We start from the raw sequence: 18511 nt of genomic DNA, 5'->3' as shown, positions 1-18511 counted from the left end.
TCAATGGGGGTGTATTTAACCAAGAAGGCAGGCAAGATGGATCACATGCATGTCCAGACAGGAAGCACAGTGTGAGCCACGCTTTTGTAGTCGTTGATACCCCCGAACAGGCCGTCGACCGTCTGGCGGCCTTGCATGAACAGGCCACAGGTGCCCTTAGTCAGGCCCTGAAGCGTTACCTGAAGGACCGTACCGAGCCCGATACCGATGAGCGCGACCTGTTCCGCTACCCGGCACTGCGCCTGACCTACTACAGCCATGGCGAAGTCGCCGCCACCACCCGCGCCTATGCCAAGGTCCAGGTTGCCGGCACCTACAGCGTCACCGTCACCCAGCCCGCTGCGTTCCGTGGCTACCTGCTGGAGCAACTGCGCCCGCTGATGCATGACTACACCGTTACGGTAGAAGTCGGCGTCAGCGAGCAGAACATCCCTTACCCCTATGTGGTCGACCAGGGCGACGAGCTGGCCGGTAGCGGCATTACCGCTGCGCAGCTGGCGCGGGTGTTCCCCAGCACCGACCTGTCGGCGGCCACCGACAACATCGCTGATGGCCTGTACGACTGGGACCGTGCTGAAATCATGCCACTGGCGTTGTTCGATGCCGCGCGCGTCGACTTCTCGCTACGCCGCCTGGTGCACTACACCGGCAGCGACTGGCGCCATGTACAGCCGTGGATCCTGCTGACCAACTACCACCGCTATGTCGACCAGTTCATCAGCCATGGCCTGGAACAACTGCGTGACGACCCGCGCTTCGTGCGTATGGTGCTGCCGGGCAACGTCGTGATCGAAAAGGGCATGGATCATGGCGAAACCCAGGCCCTGGTGGCGAGCGTGGTCTGGCACCGCTACCAGATGCCGGCCTACCACCTGATCGCCGCCGACGGCGATGGCGTTACCTTGGTCAACATTGGTGTGGGCCCATCCAACGCCAAGAACATCACCGACCACCTGGCCGTGCTGCGCCCGCATTGCTGGCTGATGATCGGCCACTGCGGCGGCCTGCGGCAGTCGCAGACCATCGGCGACTACGTGCTGGCACACGCCTATATGCGCCGTGACGGCATTCTGGACCGGGTCGTGCCGCCGAATATCCCGATCCCGGCCCTGGCCGAAGTGCAGATGGCCTTGCAGGAGGCCGCCGCGCAGGTCACTGGCGAGCGTGGCGAGCAGTTGAAAAAGCGCCTGCGCACCGGCACCGTATTGACCTACGACGACCGCAACTGGGAGCTGCGCTGGGCTCAGGAACGCCCGCTGATCAACCTGTCGCGTGCCGTGGCGGTGGACATGGAAAGCGGCACCATTGCTGCCCAGGGCTACCGTTTGCGCGTGCCTTACGGCACCTTGCTGTGTGTGTCCGACAAACCGCTGCACAGCGAGATCAAACTGCCAGGTTCGGCCAACGCCTTCTACAACCGGGCGGTCAGCCAGCACCTGAAGATCGGCATTGCTGCCCTCGACCTGCTGCGCACCGAGCTCAACTCGCTGCACTCGCGTAAACTGCGCAGCTTCGATGAGCCGCCGTTCCGCTGAGGATTCATGTCACTGCCACCCCGTAACAAGCCGCGCCGCCCTCAGGCGCGGCCTGCCGCCGGCCCGCGTCGCCAGGCCAAGGCGCCACCCGCCGAGCCGCGCCTGATCCTGTTCAACAAACCGTTCGACGTGCTGACCCAGTTCAGCGATGGTGAAGGGCGCGCGACGCTCAAGGACTTCATCGACATTCCGGGCGTATACCCGGCCGGGCGTTTGGACCGCGACAGCGAAGGCCTGCTGTTGCTGACCAATGATGGTGGGCTACAGGCGCGGATCGCCGACCCGAAGCACAAGCTGGCTAAAACCTACTGGGTGCAGGTGGAAGGCGAACCGAGTGACGAGCAGTTGCAGCGCTTGCGTGATGGCGTGGAGCTGAACGATGGGCCGACCTTGCCGGCCGAGGCGCGGCGCCTGGAAGAACCCGAACTGTGGCCGCGCAACCCGCCGGTACGGTTTCGCAAGAGCGTGCCGACCAGCTGGCTGGAGCTGGTGATTCGCGAAGGGCGTAACCGCCAGGTGCGGCGGATGACGGCAGCAGTGGGCTTGCCGACCTTGCGCCTGGTGCGCGTGCGCATTGGTGACTGGGCGCTGGATGGGCTAGAGCAGGGTTGCTGGCGGGAGGTCCCTGCCAAGCTTTAGTTCAGGTCAGGGGCCTGTTCGCGGGCACGCCCGCTCCCACAGGGACGTCGCAGTACTTGAAGGCAGCGCCAACGGTTGAAGTGGGCGTGACCGCGAATGGCCCTGACATTTTTTATACGCCTTCCAGAAACCCCACCACCACGCTTTTGATGATGAAGGCCAGCACCCCCAGGCCCAGCACGAAGAACAGGATCAGCGTCCCGAACTTACCTGCCTTTGACTTTTTTGCCAGGTCCCAGACGATGAAGCCCATGAAACCGATCAACACGGTGACCAGAATGATCATCATCCATTCTTCGAATACGGCGGGATCCATCGGTGTTCTCCAGGCGGGTTGAGCGTCCGATTATACGTCGGCTGGCGTAAGCATTTAACGCAGGTGGGTCAATGGCAGCTCGGTGCTGGCCAGTACCTGATTGAGCACGAAGCTCGAGCGCACGCTGGTGACGCCTTCGATACGGGTCAGGCTGCCGAGAAGCAGTTTCTGGTAATGGTCCATGTCCGGCACCACCACTTTCAACTGATAGTCGGCATCCATGCCAGTGACCAGGCTGCATTCGAGCACCTGTGGCAGGTTGCGGATGGCGGCCTCGAATGTTTCAAAGCGCTCCGGGGTGTGGCGATCCATGCCGATCAGCACATAGGCGGTCAGGCTCAGGCCCAGCTTCTTGCGGTCGAGCAGGGCCACCTGGCGCGAGATGTAGCCGTCGTCCTCCAGTTGCTTGACCCGACGCGAGCATGGCGATGGCGACAGGCCGATGCGTTCGGCCAATTCCTGGTTGGAAATGCGCGCATCGCGCTGCAATTCGGCGAGGATGCTCAGGTCGTAGCGGTCAAGTTTGCTCATGGCATTTGCCTTTTCTGTTCGGATTGCTGCGAATTATCAATCCAGGGTGAAAAATTGCGCAAGTGCTATTTATCTGAGCAATCTTCGCAATCCTCTGTCGTAGCCTGTCCGGTATCTTTATCACCAGAATCACTGCCCGGACATCAGTCCACGGCGACGCGCCCTAGGCGGGCGGTCGCGGCCAGCCATCCAACAGGATCTGCAGGCCCCCGGGCTACACAGCTTCCAGAAGACGCTGTGAGGTGAGCCGGCGCCACAAGTGCCGAGCACGGACGACAATTCCTGAAGGGAGGCCCTGTGGCCTCCCTTTTTTCATGTCGGGAATTTTAATTGGCCTGTGTGGTGGGCGCGGTAGACTGGCGTTGGTTGCAGTTTTTTCTACCGAGAGGAACACCATGACGTCGCGCATCTGGCAGTTGGCAGGTGTTGGTTTGCTGGGTTTGAGCATCAGCCTTGGGGCCTTGGCTGAAGGGCCCGGCGAAGGGCCCGGTGAACGTGGCCAGCAGGTGCAAGGTGAGGGGGGGCCGGGGCGCTCGCTCAACTCGCGCGACGAAGTGCGCCAGACCCAACCGCCGCGCCAGGGGTATTACCAGGACATTCCTCGCCGCCACGGTGATGATCACCATTGGCAAGCCGGTGGCCCGGGGCAACGGCCCGGTGGCGACTGGCACGGGCGCCCGGATGGCCACGGCAATGGCTGGGGGCCTGGGCCGCAGTATCGACCAGGGCACACGGTGGACCATTTTTCTGACCGCTATTGGAAAGTACCCTACCGGGGCGCTGACTATTTCTACTCGGGGGGTTACTGGTACCGCCCGCACGGGGGCAGTTACATCGTGGTGACCCCGCCGTACGGCGTACGGGTCAATTACCTGCCGCCTTATGCGCGGGAAGTGTGGTTGGGTGGCGCGCTGTTCTTTCTGGTGGCCGATACCTATTACCAGTACCTGGCAGACAGCCAGGAATATGTGGTGGTCAACCCGCCGGTCGGCGTGCCGTCGCCCGTGCCGGTGGCCCCGACAAATGGCGGGTATGACGTGGTGGCTTATCCGATGTATGGCCAGGGTCAGGAACAGCAGGAACAGGACCGCTACCAGTGCCATCGCTGGGCGGTGAGCCAGTCAGGCTTCGACCCGGCGACGGCGACGTACGCACCGGCGGCCACGGTGCTCAGCCACTACCAGCGGGCGCTGGGGGCTTGCTTCAGTGGTCGGGGTTACAGCATCAACTGATCCCTGCACGGAACTGTGTAGGAGCGGGTTTACCCGCGAATACGGTAGCGGCGGCAACGGTGATCGGCAGGTGGAAATTGGCCAGCAGCCCCGGCCCTTTCGCGATGAACCCGCGCCTACAAGGGATTGCGTAATCGGTGGGGCATGGGTGGTTACCTCATACCGGGTCGGCGTGCACCATCACGTCCGCCTGTGGGTAACGCTGGCGGATTACCCGCGAGGCCTCCACGCACAAGCTATGTGCCTCATGCAGCGGCAGTTGCCCCGGCAGTTCCAGATGCAGTTGCACAAACCACTGGTTGCCCGACACGCGCGTGCGCAGGTCATGCACGCCTTTCACGCCTACAACGGCCAGCACCAGCGCAGCCATGTCCTCGCCAACGTCGCTGGGTAACGCTTTGTCCATCAGGATCGCCGTACTTTCGCGGGCAATTTGCAGCGCGCTCCAGAGGATGTAAAAGGCGATGCCCAGGCCGAACAGCGCATCCAGCTGCGGCCAGCCAAAACGCGCCAGCAACAGGGCCAGCAGAATGCTGCCGTTGAGCAACAAGTCAGAACGGTAGTGCAGGGAATCTGCCCGTACCGCAGTAGAGCCGGTGAGCCGGATTACCTTGTGCTGCAGTGCCAGCAGGGCGACCGTCAGCACCAGCGACAGCAGCATCACCGCGATACCGATTGAGGTATCACCCAGCGGTTGCGGGGTGGACAGGCGCTCGACCGCCTGCACCCCGATCAGCACCGCACTGCCACCGATGAACAGCGCCTGAGCCATACCGGCCAAGGCCTCGGCCTTGCCATGGCCGAACCGGTGATCGTCGTCGGCCGGGCGCAGGGCGTAGTGCACCGCCAGCAGGTTGAGGAACGAGGCCACGGCGTCCAGTGCCGAGTCGGTCAGCCCGGCCAGCAGGCTCACCGACCCGCTCAGCCACCAGGCCAGCGCCTTGCTCAGCACCAGGATGCTGGCCACCGCCAGTGACGCGCGCGTGGCCAGGCGGAGCAGGCGCTGGTGTTCAGCCGGGGTAGTGATCATCCGTGGTCAGTGTCCGTGTGGCTCAGGCTGCCGGGACCAGGCCCAGGCTGGCCAGTTGTTCGATGCTGCCTCGATGCTGGATAAGCCGTGGGTCGTTCAGCGGCAGGCGCTGGCCCAGTTCGCTTTCCAGAATGGCCTGCAGCTTCAGGTTGTCGACCTTGCCATCCGGGCTGACGGCTTCTTGCAGTTTGGCCGGGTCAACCTGGGCAGTGCGGCCACCTGGGTAGTAGATGGCGCCGGTGGCGAAGTCGATACCGAAGGCAATCAGCCCCGGGATTACATAGAACAGGATGCCAATGGCATCCATGGCGGCAACCACAGGGTCGATCTTGCCGCCGATCTGGCCGCGCCGGTCCGGGTAGAAAATGGTGCCGCAGGCCGTCAGTTGTGTCAGCAGGGTGGCGATGAGGGCGCCACCGATGACGCGGGTCGAGATGCGCATGTAAATCTCCGAAAAGGTGTTCAGCAGGACAAGCGAAGCGCCTGCACCTGATGTTAAGACCATGATAGAGCAGGCTGGGTTCGCCGTTATACTCGCGAGACTGTTCGAGGACCACCATGATTTCATTACCCATTGATGCTGCCTTGCCCGCCTTGCGCCAGGCTCTGCAAAACCGTGACGAAGCGGTGCTTGAAGCGCCGCCCGGCGCTGGCAAGACCACCCGCGTGCCATTGGCGCTGCTGCACGAACCATGGCTGGCCGGGCAGAGCATCCTCATGCTTGAGCCACGGCGCCTGGCTGCGCGGGCAGCGGCCGAACGGCTGGCCAGTGAGCTGGGCGAGCAGGTTGGGGAAACCGTGGGTTACCGCATCCGCCTGGACAGCAAGGTCGGGCCGAAAACCCGGATCGAAGTGGTGACCGAAGGCATCCTCACACGCCGCCTGCAAGCCGACCCGGCGCTGGAAGGGGTGGGCCTGCTGATCTTCGACGAATTTCACGAGCGCAGCCTGGATGCCGATCTCGCACTTGCGCTGAGCCTTAACGGCCGCGAGTTGCTGCGTGACGACCCGCCACTGAAGATTCTGCTGATGTCCGCGACCCTGGAAGGCGAACGCCTGTCGCGGTTGCTGGACGATGCCCCGGTGGTCAGCAGCGAAGGCCGCATGCATCCGGTGGATATCCGCTGGGGGCGGCCGTTTCAGCCAGGCGAGTTCATCGAGCCACGGGTGGTGGACTGCGTGCTGCATGCGCTGGCTGACCAGGCCGGCAGCGTGCTGGTGTTCCTGCCTGGGCAAGCCGAGATCCGCCGGGTTCACCAAAGCCTTCAGGAGGCGCTGGGCGCGCGCCCCGAGATTCTGCTGTGCCCGCTGCATGGCGAGCTCGACCTCAATGCCCAGCGCGCCGCTATCGACCCGCCGGCCAAGGGCCTGCGCAAGGTGGTGCTGGCCACCAACATCGCCGAAACCAGCCTGACCATCGATGGCGTGCGCGTGGTGATCGACGCAGGCCTGGCCCGGGTGCCGCGCTTCGACCCCGGCAGCGGCATGACCCGCCTGGACACCCAGCGCATTTCCCGCGCCAGCGCCACCCAGCGCGCGGGGCGTGCCGGCCGCCTGGAGCCCGGCGTGTGCTACCGCCTTTGGTCCGAGGCCCAGCATGACCAGCTGGCCGCCCATGGCAGTGCCGAGATTCTCCAGGCCGACCTGGCCGGGCTGGCCCTGCAGCTGGCGCGCTGGGGTGTAACGCCCGAGCAGTTGCGCTGGCTCGACCAGCCACCGGCTGCAGCGTTCGCCCAGGCACAGGACCTGTTGGCGCGACTCAGCGCCTTCAAGCCGGGCAGCCGCGACACTCTCAGCGAACATGGCCAGGCCATGGCCGAACTGCCGGCTCACCCACGCATCGCGCACTTGTTGCTGCGCGGCCAGGACCTGGGCCTGGCACAGATGGCATGCGATGTGGCTGCACTGCTGGGGGAGCGGGACATTCAGCGTGGCGGTGGTGCTGACTTGCACAGCCGGCTTGCGCTGGTCAGCGGTGAGAGCAAGGCTGAGCGTGGCGGCCAGGGGGGTGTGCAGCGTGCTCGTCAGCTGGCCCGGCAATACCGTGGCCTGTTGCGTGGCAAGGTCGGTGCGCCGGTCGCCGACCCGGACCACCCACGCTGGCTGGGCGCCCTGCTGGCGCTGGCCTACCCTGACCGGGTCGCCCAGCAGCGCCGGGCGGGTGGGGCGGAGTATCGGCTCGCCAACGGCCGTGCGGCCCTGTTTGGCGAAGTCGATGCATTGATGAAGTGCCCATGGCTGGTGATCGCCGACCTGGGTAGCCGCCAGGGGCAGCGTGAGGAGCGGATCTATCTGGCTGCCGAATTCGATCCGGCGTTGCTCGAGGGGGTACTGGCCGAGCAGGTCGAGCGGGTCGATATCCTCGATTGGGACGAGCGCGAGCAGGTGTTGCGCGCCGAGCGCCAGGTGAAGGTTGGCGAACTGGTCCTCAGCCGCGAGCCGTTGCCCGGGCTGGATGATGAAGCCAGGGCCCGAGCGCTGCTTGGCCTGGTCCGGCGCAAAGGTTTGAACCTGCTGACCTGGACGCCGGAACTGCGGCAATGGCAGGCACGTGTGGCGCTGCTGCGTCAGCTCGACCTGCAGAAGGATGGCCACAGCGAATGGCCTGACCTGGGGGACGAAGCCTTGCTGGCCAGCCTGGAAGACTGGTTACAGCCTTACCTGAGCAAAGTATCGCGCCTCAGCCACTTTGCCGCGCTGGACTTGCCGTCGATGCTGCGCAACCTGCTGCCCTGGCCGCTGCCGCAGCGCCTGGAAGAACAGGCCCCGGCGCATTTGGCCGTGCCGTCCGGCTCGAACATCCGCCTGGATTACAGCGAAACCCCGCCGATTCTCGCCGTGCGTCTGCAAGAACTGTTCGGCCTTGCCGACACCCCGCGCATCGCCAATGGCCGGCAGCAGGTCAAGCTGCACCTGCTGTCACCGGCGCGTCGGCCGGTGCAGGTGACCCAGGACCTGGCCAGTTTCTGGCGCACGACCTATGCCGAGGTTAAGAAAGACCTGAAAGGGCGGTATCCGAAGCACTACTGGCCGGACGACCCTCTGGTGGCCGAGGCTACCGCCAGGGCCAAGCCGAGAGGGCGCTGATGCACACCACCGAGTGCGGCAGGCCGAAAAAATCATGCTCTGGTCACCACGTGTCAGTGGTGGTGCCATTCATCGTATTGCACCCGCCAGTGAAGCTCGATCTGCCTGCCTCAATAGGAAAGTGATCACTTCGCCTTCCTCGACGTTGAGCCAGGCTACCCACTCCCCACTCCTGTGCGGCGTATCCGTGAGGGCGCCGACCCTGTAGCCCCGCTGGTCGCGCAGATGGCAGACAAGGCCTTCATCTGTCAGCGCCAGCGGCTCGATTTTCCAGTATTCGCTAACGTCTGCATGCCAGTAAAAGCCCAGATAGCCATTGCGGCTGACCCCTAGTTTCTTGGTCTCCGGGCGCCCTGGCATGCTGATGCGGTAGTGCAGGCGATCGTTGGTCCGCGAGTGGTAATGAAAGTCCATCACCGGCGAGTCCTGCCTTCCCCCCGCCTGCAACCAGTCATCCTCAGGGGTAATGCCCCAGCCGAACTTGTCTGTACTGCGGCTGAGGCGTAGCGGGATGTCCCGGTCGACGGCGCGCATGTACAGCTTGCCGCGAAAAGACCTGGCGTACCCGGCCTGAATGGTTTCGTTCATGGTGCACTCCTTGAATAGCATTGAGGATGTGCACTCTGGCGCCAGGGCTGGGCAGCCCGGCAGGTCGAAAACATTCCCCGGTGGCCTCAGGTGCTGGCTTCACCTTCCAGCAACATGAACAGGCGGTACAGCACCACGGTGCTGAACAGTTGCAGGAAGCCGCTGAGGCTGTCCATGGCCAGTTCCATCCCAGGTGATGGCTCGGGGAAGGCCATCAACAGCAGCCCGTCGATGAGCCAGATCGGTGCCAGCACGCCTAAGACGCAGATCATGATGCGCATGAAATGCCCGGTGGTCATGCTTGCGCTTTCGCGCATCGCCTGCACCACCGGCCGGCCGCGCAGCACCAGCAGGTACTCGGCGAACACCAGGTTGATCATGATCCACACCCCCGGGAAGATGAACAGCGCAAGGCCGGCCATGATCAGCAGCGAGCTGATCAGGATCAGCAGAGCCAGTTGCGGCCACAGCTGCAGGGCGCGGGCGAACAGGTCGCGCTTGGCGATTTCCTGGCCGTTGCTGCGCGTGTCCAGGTACAGGATCAGGGCTGCGCTGTACAGCGGGTAGAACAACAGGCTGACCAGCATGCCGTAGGCCGGTGATGCCTGGTCGCCCAGCTGCCGGTCCAGCAATTGGGTGAGCAGGGCTTCCACCACCACCAGCGGCAGGCACAGCTGCAGGATGTTTGGCAGGTGACGGCGGAAGAAGTACAAGGAGTCGCGCAAAACGCTCAGCGGATTCATCAGTCAACATCGCATGGCAGTAAAAACAGGGGCCTAACTTTAGCCCAAAGCAGGCCTGGGGCTGTCACTTGCTGAAAAAAGTTTCACCGCAGCAGTGATTGAATCCCGCGCCTGTACGCCCCATCTTTGACGCTGTCCGATGTCCCGCTACCCCACGAGGTCGCCCCATGAACACTGAAGAACAAACCCTGATCGACGGCCTGTTCGGCCGCCTCAAGCAAGCCGAAGACCCGAGCCAGCCGCGTGACGCGCAAGCCCAGGCGTGCATCGAGCAGCACGTGCGTCAGCAACCGGCGGCGCCTTACTACATGGCCCAGGCGATTTTGGTGCAGGAGGCTGCAATCAAGCGCCTCGACGAACAGAACAAGCAGCTGCAAGCCGAGCTGCAGCAGGCCCGTGCCCAGGCTCAGGCGGCACAAGCCGCCAGCAGTGCGCCGAGCAATGGCGGGGGTGGCTTCTTGTCCAGCATCTTTGGTTCGGGTGGGCGCAACGCAGCCCCGGCGGTGCAGCCACAGCGCCCTTCGGCGCCCCCTATAGCGTCCGGTGGTGGCTGGCGCGAGCCGTCGGCACCTGGTTTTGGCCAACCTCAGACGCCGCAGCCTGGCTATGGCGCCGCGCCTGCGCGCAGCGGGGCCAGCAGCTTCCTTGGCGGGGCCATGCAGACCGCCGCCGGTGTGGCCGGTGGTGTGCTGCTGGCGCAGGGGATCAGCAGCCTGTTCAACCACAACTCGCAACCGGAAGAAGTGGTCGAGGTCATCAAGGAAGAGCCGGCGCCAGCCAGCGACAGTGGCGGCTGGAACGACCAGGGCGGGCAGGAGCAAGTGGCTGACAACGGTGGCTGGGGCAGTGACCAGGGTGGATACGCCGACGGTGGTTTTGGCAGCGATGACGGCGGGTTCTTCTCGGACGACGATTCTTACGTCTGACAGGTCTGGCATACTGCTGGCATTTCCGGGGGCGCTTTGCGCCCCTTCGCGGGCACGCCCGCTCCCACAGGTGTACGCGCGATACCTGTGGGGGTGGGCGTGCCCGCGAAGGGCTGCGCAGCAGCCCCCGCAGCACTCCAGGCCAAAAATGAGGTTCCCAGGTGAAAAAGATCGCGTTGTTCGCCGATGTGCAGAACCTCTACTACACCGTGCGCCAGGCCCACGGCTGCCACTTCAACTACACCGCCCTGTGGGCCGATGTCAGCCGCGAAGGCCAGATCGTCGAGGCCGTGGCTTATGCCATCGACCGTGGCGACAGCAAACAGCAGCAGTTCCAGCAGATCTTGCGCAACCTCGGTTTCGATGTGCGCCTCAAACCGTTCATCCAGCGCAGCGATGGCTCGGCCAAAGGTGACTGGGATGTGGGCATTACCCTGGATGTGATCGACGCGGCCAGCCGGGTCGACCAGGTGGTGCTGGCCTCCGGCGACGGTGATTTCGACCTGCTGCTGGAACGGGTAATCCAGCGCCATGGCACCGAAGCGGTGGTGTATGGCGTACCGGGGCTGACGGCGTTGTCACTGATCCGTGCTGCCACCCGCTACGTGCCCATCGAAGGCGCGCTGTTGCTTAAACACTAAGGTCTTTTCATGGAACGTATCGCTGTCATCGACTTTGAAACCACCGGCATTTCCCCCGGTACCGGCTGCCGTGCCACCGAGGTGGCGGTGGTAATGCTTGAAGGTGGGCGCATTGTCGAGCGCTACCAGAGCCTGATGAACGCTGGCGTGCCGGTACCGGCCTTCGTCGCAGGGCTGACCGGCATCACCACCGCCATGCTGCGCAGTGCGCCGCCGGTGGAGAAAGTGATGAACGAGGTGGCCGAGTTCGTCGGTGGCACCCCATTGTTGGCGCACAACGCTGCTTTCGACCAGAAGTTCTGGGACTACGAGCTAAGCCGTATTGGCCGCAGCCGCAGCCAGCCCTTCGCGTGTTCCCTGTTGCTGTCACGGCGCCTGCTGCCCGCGGCGCCGAACCACAAGCTGGGCACTTTGACACGCTGGGCTGGGTTGCCGGACACGGGGACTGCGCACCGGGCCATGGCCGATGCCGAAATGGCCGCCAACCTGCTGCAGCATCTGGCGGGTGTGTTGCGCCAGGACCACGGGGTTCAGCAACTGTCGCACGAGCTGCTTTGCCGGCTGCAGAAGACCCCGGCTGCGAAGCTGCGCGAAGCGCTGGCCAAGTACTGCAGGGATTAGCAAGTGAACGTCTGGGGAACTATCGCCTGCGTCGAACGCACCAGAATTGTGCCGCTCATTTGCACCCGTTCTGTAACGTCCCTTCACCCAGGCAGGCCGTTAAACTGAGTCACCCGTAAACGGATTTCGAGTTTTCCCCATGCCTGCCTCCCGTCGTTTCCCGCTGCTGCTGATTGGCGCTTTCCTGGCCCTGTATCTGGTCTGGGGTTCCACTTACCTGTTCATTCGCATCGGCGTCGAGAGCTGGCCTCCGATGCTCATGGCCGGTGTGCGCTTCCTGATCGCCGGGGGGCTGCTGTACGGCTTCCTGCGTTGGCGCGGCGTGCCGGCACCTACCTGGCCACAATGGCGGGCGGCAGGGGCGATCGGTTTCTTGTTGCTCAGCTGTGGCAACGGCGGGGTGACCGTGGCCGAGCATGCCGGCGTGGCTTCGGGCGTGGCGGCTTTGGCGGTGGCGACGGTGCCGCTGTTCACCTTGCTGTTCGGCCTGTTGTTCGGGCACCGCAATTCGAAGCTGGAGTGGGCGGGGATAGCCCTTGGGCTGGTGGGCATCGGCCTGCTGAACCTGGGCTCCAACCTGCAGGCAAGCCCGATAGGTGCGGCGCTGATCATCTTCGCGGCGGCGTCCTGGGCGTTTGGCTCGGTGTGGAGCAAGACCTTGCCGCTGCCCCAGGGGCCGATGGCCAGCGCAGCGGAAATGCTGGTCGGGGGTGCGGTGCTGTTGCTGGGCAGTGTGCTATCGGGCGAACGCATGACACAGCTGCCGACCGCCGCTGGCTGGGGTGCGCTGGCCTACCTGGTGTTCTTCGGTTCGATCCTGGCGTTCAGTGCCTACATGTACCTGCTCAAGCATGTGCGTCCGGCAGCGGCCACCAGCTACGCCTACGTCAACCCGGCGGTGGCGGTGCTGCTGGGGATCGTCTTTGCCGGTGAGCAGATTGGCGCTGAAGAGTGTGTGGCGATGGCAGTGATCATCGGCGCGGTGGTGCTGGTCGGCTTGCCGCAGTGGCGCAAGGCGCCTGAACCTGTGCCACCGTTGAAAGGTGAAATCTGCAAGTAGGCAGGGGCGATGCGGTAAACTTGCCGCCTTCGCTGAACCCCCTGACGGTATTGCCATGAATTTCGCCAAACTCGGCCTGATCGAACCGCTGCTGCGCACGCTGCAGCAACTGGACTACACCACCCCGACCCCGGTGCAGGCCAAAGCCATCCCCGCCGTGCTGGCCGGCCGCGACCTGATGGCCGCAGCCCAGACCGGTACCGGCAAGACCGCAGGCTTTGCCCTGCCTGTGCTGCAGCGCCTGGCGCTGGAGGGCGAGAAGGTGGCCAGCAACTCGATCCGCGCCTTGGTACTGGTACCCACGCGTGAGCTGGCCGAGCAGGTGCACAACAACGTGCGTGAATACGCCGAGAACCTGCCGCTGAGTACTTACGCGGTGTATGGCGGGGTCAGTATCAACCCACAGATGATGCGCCTGCGCCGGGGTGTCGACCTGCTGGTGGCTACCCCCGGCCGCTTGCTCGACCTGTTCCGGCAGAACGCCGTGAAGTTCAACCAGGTGCAGACACTGGTGCTGGATGAAGCCGACCGCATGCTTGACCTGGGCTTTGCCGAAGAGCTGCAGTCGGTGTATGCGGCACTGCCACGCAAGCGCCAGACGCTGCTGTTTTCCGCCACCTTCTCCGATCAGATTCGCATGCTGGCGGGGCTTGCGCTGAATGACCCTCTCAGTATCGAAGTCAGCCCGCGCAACGCCACGGCCGCCAGCGTCAAGCAGTGGCTGGTGCCTGTGGACAAGAAGCGCAAGGCCGACCTGTTCTGCCACCTGCTGCGCAAACAGCGCTGGAAGCAGGTGCTGGTGTTCGCCAAGACCCGCAATGGCGTCGACCAACTGGTGGAGCGCTTGCTGGCTGAAGGCGTGAATGCCGACGGCATCCACGGTGATCGCCCACAGGCGACCCGCCAGCGTGCGCTGGACAGCTTCAAGGCCCGTGAGGTGCAAGTGCTGGTGGCGACCGATGTGGCGGCCCGTGGCCTGGATATCGATGACTTGCCGCTGGTCGTCAACCTCGACCTGCCGATCGTTGCCGAAGACTACGTGCACCGCATCGGGCGTACCGGGCGGGCGGGCAACAAGGGCGAGGCGATTTCGCTGGTGTGTGCGGATGAAGTGCAACTGCTGGCGGCTATCGAGGTGCTGACCCGGCAGACCCTGCCGCGTCATGAAGAGCCGGATTTCATCCCCGAGCACCGGGTGCCGATGACCGATGCCAGTGGGCAGGTTATCAAGAAACCGAAGAAGCCCAAGAAGCCGAAAGAAAACAGCGCCAAGCGCGGGCTGGGGCGCTGGATGGACAGCAGTGAAGCTGGCAGTGCGGAACCGGCGGTGAAGGCTGTACGCAAGGTGCCGAGCTTCAATGGTGGGCCGCGCAAGCGCAAGCCTTGAGGTTTTGGGGCCGCTTTGCGGCCCTTTCGCGACGCAAGGCCGCTCCCACATGGGCTGCACAATCTGGATTGACGCAGTACTTGTGGAAGCAGCCCCGGCAAGCTGTCAGGAAGCCCGCACCCAATCTGCCGCTGCCCGCCCGGCGCGCAAGCCGCTGGCAAAGCACGCCGTGAGCAGATACCCCCCGGTCGGCGCCTCCCAGTCCAGCATCTCGCCGGCACAGAACACCCCCGGCATTCCCTTGACCATCAACCCCTCATCCAGGCCCTCGAAGCGGACCCCGCCGGCACTGCTGATCGCTTCATCCAGCGGCCGCGTGCGTACCAGGGTGATGGGTAATGCCTTGATGGCCCGGGCCAAAGCATCAACGTCGGCAAAGGTCGCCTGATCGGTCAGTTCGCGCAGCAGTGCCGCCTTGACCCCATCAATCCCCAGCTGGCTGTGCAGGTGCTTGGCCATGGAGCGTGAACCGCGCGGTTTGGCCAGTGCCTGGGCAATCTTGTCCACAGGCTTGTCCGGCAGCAGGTCGAGCAACAGTACCCCGCGGCCTTCACGGTGGATGGCCTCGCGTACCGGTGCCGACCAGGCATACACCAGGCTGCCTTCCACACCTTGGGCGGTGAGGATGAACTCGCCCTTGCGCGGTGCGCTGCCCGGGACGCTGAGGGCGATGTTCTTCAGCGGTGCGCCCGCGAACTTGTCCTTGAGCAGCGCGCTCCAGCCCTCTACTTCAAAACCGCAGTTGCTCGGCTGCAAAGGCGAGATATCCACAGCCCGTTCTGCCAGCAGCGGTTGCCAGCTGCCGTCAGAACCCAAGCGCGCCCAGCTGGCGCCACCCAGCGCCAGCACCACGACCGAGGCTTTCACCTGCCGTTCGCCCTGTGGATAAGCAATTCGCAAGCTGCCATCGGTGTTCCAGCCCAACCAGCGATGGCGGGTGTGGATAACTACCCCGTTGTCGCGCAGGCGCTTGAGCCAGGCACGCAGCAACGGTGCGGCTTTCATGTCGGTGGGAAACACCCGGCCCGAGGTGCCGACGAAGGTTTCGATGCCCAAACCATGAATCCACTGGCGCAACGCGTCCGCATCGAAGTCGCGTAGCAGGGCCTCGATTTCGCCCTGGCGTTCGGCATAGCGTGCCACGAACGCCGGGTAGGGCTCGGAATGGGTGATGTTCATGCCGCCGACACCCGCCAGCAGGAACTTGCGGCCCACTGAAGGCATGGCATCGAACACCTCGACCGCCAGGCCTGCCCTGGCCAGTGCTTCGGCAGCCATCAGGCCGGCGGGGCCGCCACCGATGACGACAGCGGGGGGAGGGGATGCGGGGGTCAGATCGGGCATGGTGGGCAGCAGGCTGTGGAAAAGAGGCGCATTCTACCGCAGCGCTGCCCATGGAAGCACTGGTCAAAAAATAGCCAGTGTCACGCAGGCCTTGCCAGTAAAGGGCTGCAGCGCCTTTCGCGCAGGTTATCCACAAGCGGTTCCACAGTCATTGTGAACAACCTATGACACGTGCCGCGCTGTGGTGAAGGATGCCGTGGCGTCTGGCCAAGGCTGTGCGGTCCTTGCTGTAGCCTCCGCCGATCACGCCCATCACCGGGATATCGCGGCCCAGGCAGTGGCGCAGCACGGCTTCGTCACGGGCGGCAACGCCTGCGTCGGTCAGCTGCAGGTAGCCCAGGGCGTCGTCCTTGTGCACGTCGACACCGGCGTCATACAGCACCAGGTCGGGTTGATAAAGCGGCAGCAGGTAGTTCAGGGCGTCGTCCACCACCTTCAGATAGGCTGCGTCGCCCATGCCTCGGGGCAGGGGGATGTCCCAGTCGCTTTGTGCCTTGCGGGCAGGGAAGTTCTGCTCGCAATGCAGCGACACGGTGATGGCCTCGGGCGTGTCGTGCAGGATGCGCGCGGTGCCGTCACCCTGGTGCACATCGCAGTCGAAGATCAGCACCCGGTGTACCCGGCCTGCTTCCAGCAGGTATCGGCTGATCACCGCCAGGTCGTTGAAAATGCAGAAGCCGGCGGGGTGGTCGTAATGGGCGTGGTGGGTGCCACCGGCGAGGTGGCAGGCGATGCCGTGCTGCAGCGCCATCTCGGCAGTCAGCAGTGAGCCGCCGACGGCGCGCACGGTACGCCGAGCCAGGGCCTCGCTCCAGGGCAGGCCGAGGCGGCGCTGGTCCTCGCGCGACAGCTCGCCGTTCATGTAGCGCGCGATGTAGCTGCGGTCATGGGCCAGGGCGAGGATGTCGTTGGGGCAGATGTCCGGGCGCAGCAGGGCCTGGTCGGTGGTCAGCCCGCTGCCGACCAGGTGGTCGTGCAACAGGCGGAACTTGTCCATCGGAAAGCGGTGTTCAGCGGGGAACTCCGGGCTGTAATCTTCGTGGTAGATCAGCGGCAACGGCATGGATGGGGTCGCAATCAGGGCCAGTGCTGATCTTGCCATGACGGGTGACTGCAATGGGAGTTCCTGTTTCTTGCGCCGGTACCGGCCCTTTGTGCGGCCTTGTGTCGCGATTGGGCTGCGCAGCAGCCCCAGCAATGTGTGCATCTGCGCTGAAATTTTGGGGCTGCTGCGCAGCCCAATCGCGACACAAGGCCGCTCCCACATAGGCTATTTTCCTGTGCTGGCCAATACGCGTTGCCAGTCAGGTTCGTTCAGTCGCCCGAGGATGCGTGCTTTGCCATTGCCATCCACCGATACGAACAGGGCGCTGGCATAGTTGCTTTGACGTTCGCCGCCGGCAACGTGCTGCTGGCGGGCAAAGTGGTCGATGCAGCCGTTGTGAGTCACCAGCACCAGGTTGTGGCCCGCGCGTTTGTGTGCAAGCGCTTCGTTGGCGAACTGGCTGTCGCAGCTTTCGAGCCAGTCCTCGCTGGCCACCGCCTGGCCGAGGATGAAGTGCGCGGTTTGCCGGGTGCGCAGTTTCGGGCTGCTGAGCAGGTCGGCTTTGTTCAGGCCCAGCTGGTGCAGCCCTTGGCCCACGCGGGCAGCGGCCTGGCTGCCGCTCAGGGTGATCCCCGTGGGGTCGTCCAGGCAGGGGCCGGGGGCGCTGTCGCAGCGTTCGGCGTGGCGGATCATCACCATCACCGCACCGTCGGCCCAGTCCTGCAGCAGGCCGCTGTCACTCAGTTGTTGCTCGTTGCCAAGGTCCACGATGTGCGTCCTCGTCACCAGCCAGGTGGTCAACGCCGCCACGACCATGCACAGGCCCAGGGCGGCTCCGACGGCTTTGCGAGCCAGGCGTCGCTTGCGCCGGGCATGAATGGCAGGGTGCCCCAGGGTGTTGCTCGATAGCATGCGTTGCTCCGTTGGCAATACCGCGGCTGGCGCGGTGGTGGATGGCGGCATCCTGCCAAGCGGCCTGTCGGGGGCCGGTGAAGGGCGTGTGAAAATTGCATTTGGCGGTTGCCGGCTGGGTGAAACCCGCGCCCGCGCCTACGCTGTAAACTGCAAGGCGGTAAACCGGAGCAGGCCCGATGACCCCCATCCTTGAACTGGAAAGCGCACGGCTGGTGCTGCGCCAATGGCATGACGATGACTTGCGCGAGTTCGCCGCACTGTGCGCCGACCCACAGGTGATGCGCTACTTTCCGGCGCCGCTGACGCGCGTTGAGACGGCTGCGTTGATCGGCCGCGTGCGTGGGCATTTCAATGAGTACGGTTTTGGTTTGTGGGCCCTGGAGCGCAAGGACAGTGGCGCGTTCATCGGCATGACCGGGTTGCTCAATGTCAACTTCGACGCGCCTTTTGCCCCGGCGGTGGAGATCGGCTGGCGTCTGGCACGCCGTCACTGGGGCCTTGGCTTTGCCAGCGAAGCGGCGTGGACCTGCCTGCGTTGTGCTTTTGCCCAGTTGCGCCTGGAGGAGGTCGTGTCGTTCACCAGCGAATGCAACCTGCCGTCGCAGAAGGTGATGCAAGCCATCGGCATGCAGCAGGACCTGCAAGGCAGCTTCGAGCACCCCCGCCTGCCCATCGGCCACCCGCTGCGCCCGCATGTGCTGTACCGGATCGATCGCGCGCACTGGGAGCGCACTCTGCGCGCCTGAATGCACAGCCATGCCCGGCGCGAATGACAAACGCTGTATCATTTGCCTACTTGGAAGGCGCTTGCCCGTAACACGTTCAGCGCCTGTGAAATCGAGCGCCGCTCGGGCGGCGCATCGCGAGCTAG

19 protein-coding genes are annotated in these 18511 nt (G+C 64.3%); 10 read left to right on the top strand and 9 right to left on the bottom strand.

The features are described from left to right. The first annotated feature begins 71 nt into the window (after positions 1 to 71). Together amn and QYE47_RS10390 are read left to right on the top strand one after the other, a co-directional pair. Complete coding sequence (gene amn, locus QYE47_RS10395) at positions 72 to 1535, top strand: AMP nucleosidase (protein ID WP_014592520.1); 1464 nt, start codon at positions 72 to 74, stop codon at positions 1533 to 1535. A gap of 6 nt (positions 1536 to 1541) precedes the next feature. Further along, complete coding sequence (locus QYE47_RS10390) at positions 1542 to 2174, top strand: pseudouridine synthase (RefSeq protein ID WP_014592519.1); 633 nt, start codon at positions 1542 to 1544, stop codon at positions 2172 to 2174. Between the two features lie 112 nt (positions 2175 to 2286). Here QYE47_RS10390 and QYE47_RS10385 read toward each other — a convergent pair whose 3' ends face one another. After that, positions 2287 to 2490: a DUF2788 domain-containing protein gene (locus QYE47_RS10385; RefSeq protein ID WP_003249787.1), complete on the bottom strand. Its 204-nt coding sequence runs from the start codon at positions 2488 to 2490 to the stop codon at positions 2287 to 2289. Positions 2491 to 2544: 54 nt separating this feature from the next. Continuing rightward, complete coding sequence (locus tag QYE47_RS10380) at positions 2545 to 3021, bottom strand: Lrp/AsnC family transcriptional regulator (RefSeq protein WP_003249795.1); 477 nt, start codon at positions 3019 to 3021, stop codon at positions 2545 to 2547. Between the two features lie 395 nt (positions 3022 to 3416). Between QYE47_RS10380 and QYE47_RS10375 the strand changes: the two genes are divergently transcribed. Further along, the gene (locus tag QYE47_RS10375; protein WP_014592518.1) at positions 3417 to 4253 is read left to right on the top strand and encodes a DUF6515 family protein; all 837 of its coding nucleotides are present in this window, start codon (positions 3417 to 3419) and stop codon (positions 4251 to 4253) included. A 157-nt stretch (positions 4254 to 4410) separates the two neighbouring features. On the opposite strand, the gene QYE47_RS10370 is transcribed toward QYE47_RS10375, so the two are convergent. Beyond that, positions 4411 to 5283, bottom strand: a complete 873-nt coding sequence (locus QYE47_RS10370; RefSeq protein WP_014592517.1) for a cation diffusion facilitator family transporter — start codon at positions 5281 to 5283, stop codon at positions 4411 to 4413. Positions 5284 to 5305: 22 nt separating this feature from the next. After that, positions 5306 to 5725, bottom strand: coding sequence for a hypothetical protein (locus QYE47_RS10365; RefSeq protein ID WP_014592516.1), 420 nt, complete (start codon positions 5723 to 5725; stop codon positions 5306 to 5308). A 116-nt stretch (positions 5726 to 5841) separates the two neighbouring features. Between QYE47_RS10365 and hrpB the strand changes: the two genes are divergently transcribed. Then, the gene (hrpB, locus tag QYE47_RS10360; protein WP_070384385.1) at positions 5842 to 8370 is read left to right on the top strand and encodes an ATP-dependent helicase HrpB; all 2529 of its coding nucleotides are present in this window, start codon (positions 5842 to 5844) and stop codon (positions 8368 to 8370) included. Between the two features lie 69 nt (positions 8371 to 8439). Here hrpB and QYE47_RS10355 read toward each other — a convergent pair whose 3' ends face one another. Beyond that, on the bottom strand, positions 8440 to 8958 hold the full coding sequence (locus QYE47_RS10355; protein WP_014592490.1) for a hypothetical protein: 519 nt from the start codon (positions 8956 to 8958) through the stop codon (positions 8440 to 8442). Positions 8959 to 9044: 86 nt separating this feature from the next. Further along, positions 9045 to 9701, bottom strand: a complete 657-nt coding sequence (locus tag QYE47_RS10350) for a YciC family protein (protein WP_010955396.1) — start codon at positions 9699 to 9701, stop codon at positions 9045 to 9047. A gap of 167 nt (positions 9702 to 9868) precedes the next feature. Here QYE47_RS10350 and QYE47_RS10345 point away from each other — a divergent pair, with 167 nt between their 5' ends. The 5 genes from QYE47_RS10345 to QYE47_RS10325 all read left to right on the top strand — a co-directional run bounded on the left by QYE47_RS10345 (position 9869) and on the right by QYE47_RS10325 (position 14336). Beyond that, positions 9869 to 10627, top strand: coding sequence for a DUF2076 domain-containing protein (locus tag QYE47_RS10345; RefSeq protein ID WP_014592489.1), 759 nt, complete (start codon positions 9869 to 9871; stop codon positions 10625 to 10627). Positions 10628 to 10788: 161 nt separating this feature from the next. Further along, positions 10789 to 11268 (top strand): NYN domain-containing protein, encoded by a 480-nt coding sequence (locus QYE47_RS10340; protein ID WP_004576858.1) that lies wholly within the window; start codon positions 10789 to 10791, stop codon positions 11266 to 11268. A 9-nt stretch (positions 11269 to 11277) separates the two neighbouring features. Continuing rightward, positions 11278 to 11889 carry a PolC-type DNA polymerase III gene (locus QYE47_RS10335; protein WP_014592488.1) on the top strand — a complete coding sequence of 204 codons (612 nt, stop codon included), beginning with the start codon at positions 11278 to 11280 and terminating at the stop codon, positions 11887 to 11889. Positions 11890 to 12028: 139 nt separating this feature from the next. Beyond that, positions 12029 to 12949, top strand: coding sequence for a drug/metabolite exporter YedA (gene yedA, locus QYE47_RS10330; protein WP_070384384.1), 921 nt, complete (start codon positions 12029 to 12031; stop codon positions 12947 to 12949). A gap of 55 nt (positions 12950 to 13004) precedes the next feature. Further along, on the top strand, positions 13005 to 14336 hold the full coding sequence (locus QYE47_RS10325; protein WP_014592486.1) for a DEAD/DEAH box helicase: 1332 nt from the start codon (positions 13005 to 13007) through the stop codon (positions 14334 to 14336). Between the two features lie 105 nt (positions 14337 to 14441). Here the strand turns inward: QYE47_RS10325 and QYE47_RS10320 are convergent, their stop codons facing one another. The 3 genes from QYE47_RS10320 to QYE47_RS10310 form a co-directional block, all read right to left on the bottom strand. Then, positions 14442 to 15680 carry a TIGR03862 family flavoprotein gene (locus QYE47_RS10320; RefSeq protein WP_019438913.1) on the bottom strand — a complete coding sequence of 413 codons (1239 nt, stop codon included), beginning with the start codon at positions 15678 to 15680 and terminating at the stop codon, positions 14442 to 14444. A 148-nt stretch (positions 15681 to 15828) separates the two neighbouring features. Then, entirely contained in the window at positions 15829 to 16743 is a 915-nt protein-coding gene (locus QYE47_RS10315) for a histone deacetylase (RefSeq protein WP_026031969.1), read from the bottom strand. Positions 16744 to 16950: 207 nt separating this feature from the next. Beyond that, entirely contained in the window at positions 16951 to 17637 is a 687-nt protein-coding gene (locus tag QYE47_RS10310; protein ID WP_070384383.1) for a histidine phosphatase family protein, read from the bottom strand. Between the two features lie 179 nt (positions 17638 to 17816). On the opposite strand from QYE47_RS10310, the gene QYE47_RS10305 reads away from it, so the two are divergent. Continuing rightward, positions 17817 to 18386: a GNAT family N-acetyltransferase gene (locus tag QYE47_RS10305; protein WP_070384382.1), complete on the top strand. Its 570-nt coding sequence runs from the start codon at positions 17817 to 17819 to the stop codon at positions 18384 to 18386. Positions 18387 to 18511: the final 125 nt, after the last annotated feature.

This window comes from Pseudomonas sp. 2,4-D (genome assembly GCF_030418155.1).
Lineage (GTDB): Bacteria > Pseudomonadota > Gammaproteobacteria > Pseudomonadales > Pseudomonadaceae > Aquipseudomonas > Aquipseudomonas alloputida.
This window is presented reverse-complemented; position numbering and strand designations above follow the sequence as displayed.

What these genes read in the sequence shown, in the direction of transcription:
- QYE47_RS10375 (WP_014592518.1), top strand. Translation starts at nt 3,417, where the DNA reads ATGACGTCGCGCATCTGGCAGTTGGCAGGTGTTGGTTTGCTGGGTTTG.
- QYE47_RS10385 (WP_003249787.1), bottom strand. Translation starts at nt 2,490, where the DNA reads ATGGATCCCGCCGTATTCGAAGAATGGATGATGATCATTCTGGTCACC.
- QYE47_RS10355 (WP_014592490.1), bottom strand. Translation starts at nt 8,958, where the DNA reads ATGAACGAAACCATTCAGGCCGGGTACGCCAGGTCTTTTCGCGGCAAG.
- QYE47_RS10320 (WP_019438913.1), bottom strand. Translation starts at nt 15,680, where the DNA reads ATGCCCGATCTGACCCCCGCATCCCCTCCCCCCGCTGTCGTCATCGGT.
- QYE47_RS10325 (WP_014592486.1), top strand. Translation starts at nt 13,005, where the DNA reads ATGAATTTCGCCAAACTCGGCCTGATCGAACCGCTGCTGCGCACGCTG.
- QYE47_RS10370 (WP_014592517.1), bottom strand. Translation starts at nt 5,283, where the DNA reads ATGATCACTACCCCGGCTGAACACCAGCGCCTGCTCCGCCTGGCCACG.
- hrpB (WP_070384385.1), top strand. Translation starts at nt 5,842, where the DNA reads ATGATTTCATTACCCATTGATGCTGCCTTGCCCGCCTTGCGCCAGGCT.
- QYE47_RS10335 (WP_014592488.1), top strand. Translation starts at nt 11,278, where the DNA reads ATGGAACGTATCGCTGTCATCGACTTTGAAACCACCGGCATTTCCCCC.
- QYE47_RS10350 (WP_010955396.1), bottom strand. Translation starts at nt 9,701, where the DNA reads ATGAATCCGCTGAGCGTTTTGCGCGACTCCTTGTACTTCTTCCGCCGT.
- QYE47_RS10315 (WP_026031969.1), bottom strand. Translation starts at nt 16,743, where the DNA reads ATGCCGTTGCCGCTGATCTACCACGAAGATTACAGCCCGGAGTTCCCC.
- QYE47_RS10365 (WP_014592516.1), bottom strand. Translation starts at nt 5,725, where the DNA reads ATGCGCATCTCGACCCGCGTCATCGGTGGCGCCCTCATCGCCACCCTG.
- yedA (WP_070384384.1), top strand. Translation starts at nt 12,029, where the DNA reads ATGCCTGCCTCCCGTCGTTTCCCGCTGCTGCTGATTGGCGCTTTCCTG.
- QYE47_RS10310 (WP_070384383.1), bottom strand. Translation starts at nt 17,637, where the DNA reads ATGCTATCGAGCAACACCCTGGGGCACCCTGCCATTCATGCCCGGCGC.
- QYE47_RS10390 (WP_014592519.1), top strand. Translation starts at nt 1,542, where the DNA reads ATGTCACTGCCACCCCGTAACAAGCCGCGCCGCCCTCAGGCGCGGCCT.
- QYE47_RS10345 (WP_014592489.1), top strand. Translation starts at nt 9,869, where the DNA reads ATGAACACTGAAGAACAAACCCTGATCGACGGCCTGTTCGGCCGCCTC.
- QYE47_RS10380 (WP_003249795.1), bottom strand. Translation starts at nt 3,021, where the DNA reads ATGAGCAAACTTGACCGCTACGACCTGAGCATCCTCGCCGAATTGCAG.
- QYE47_RS10305 (WP_070384382.1), top strand. Translation starts at nt 17,817, where the DNA reads ATGACCCCCATCCTTGAACTGGAAAGCGCACGGCTGGTGCTGCGCCAA.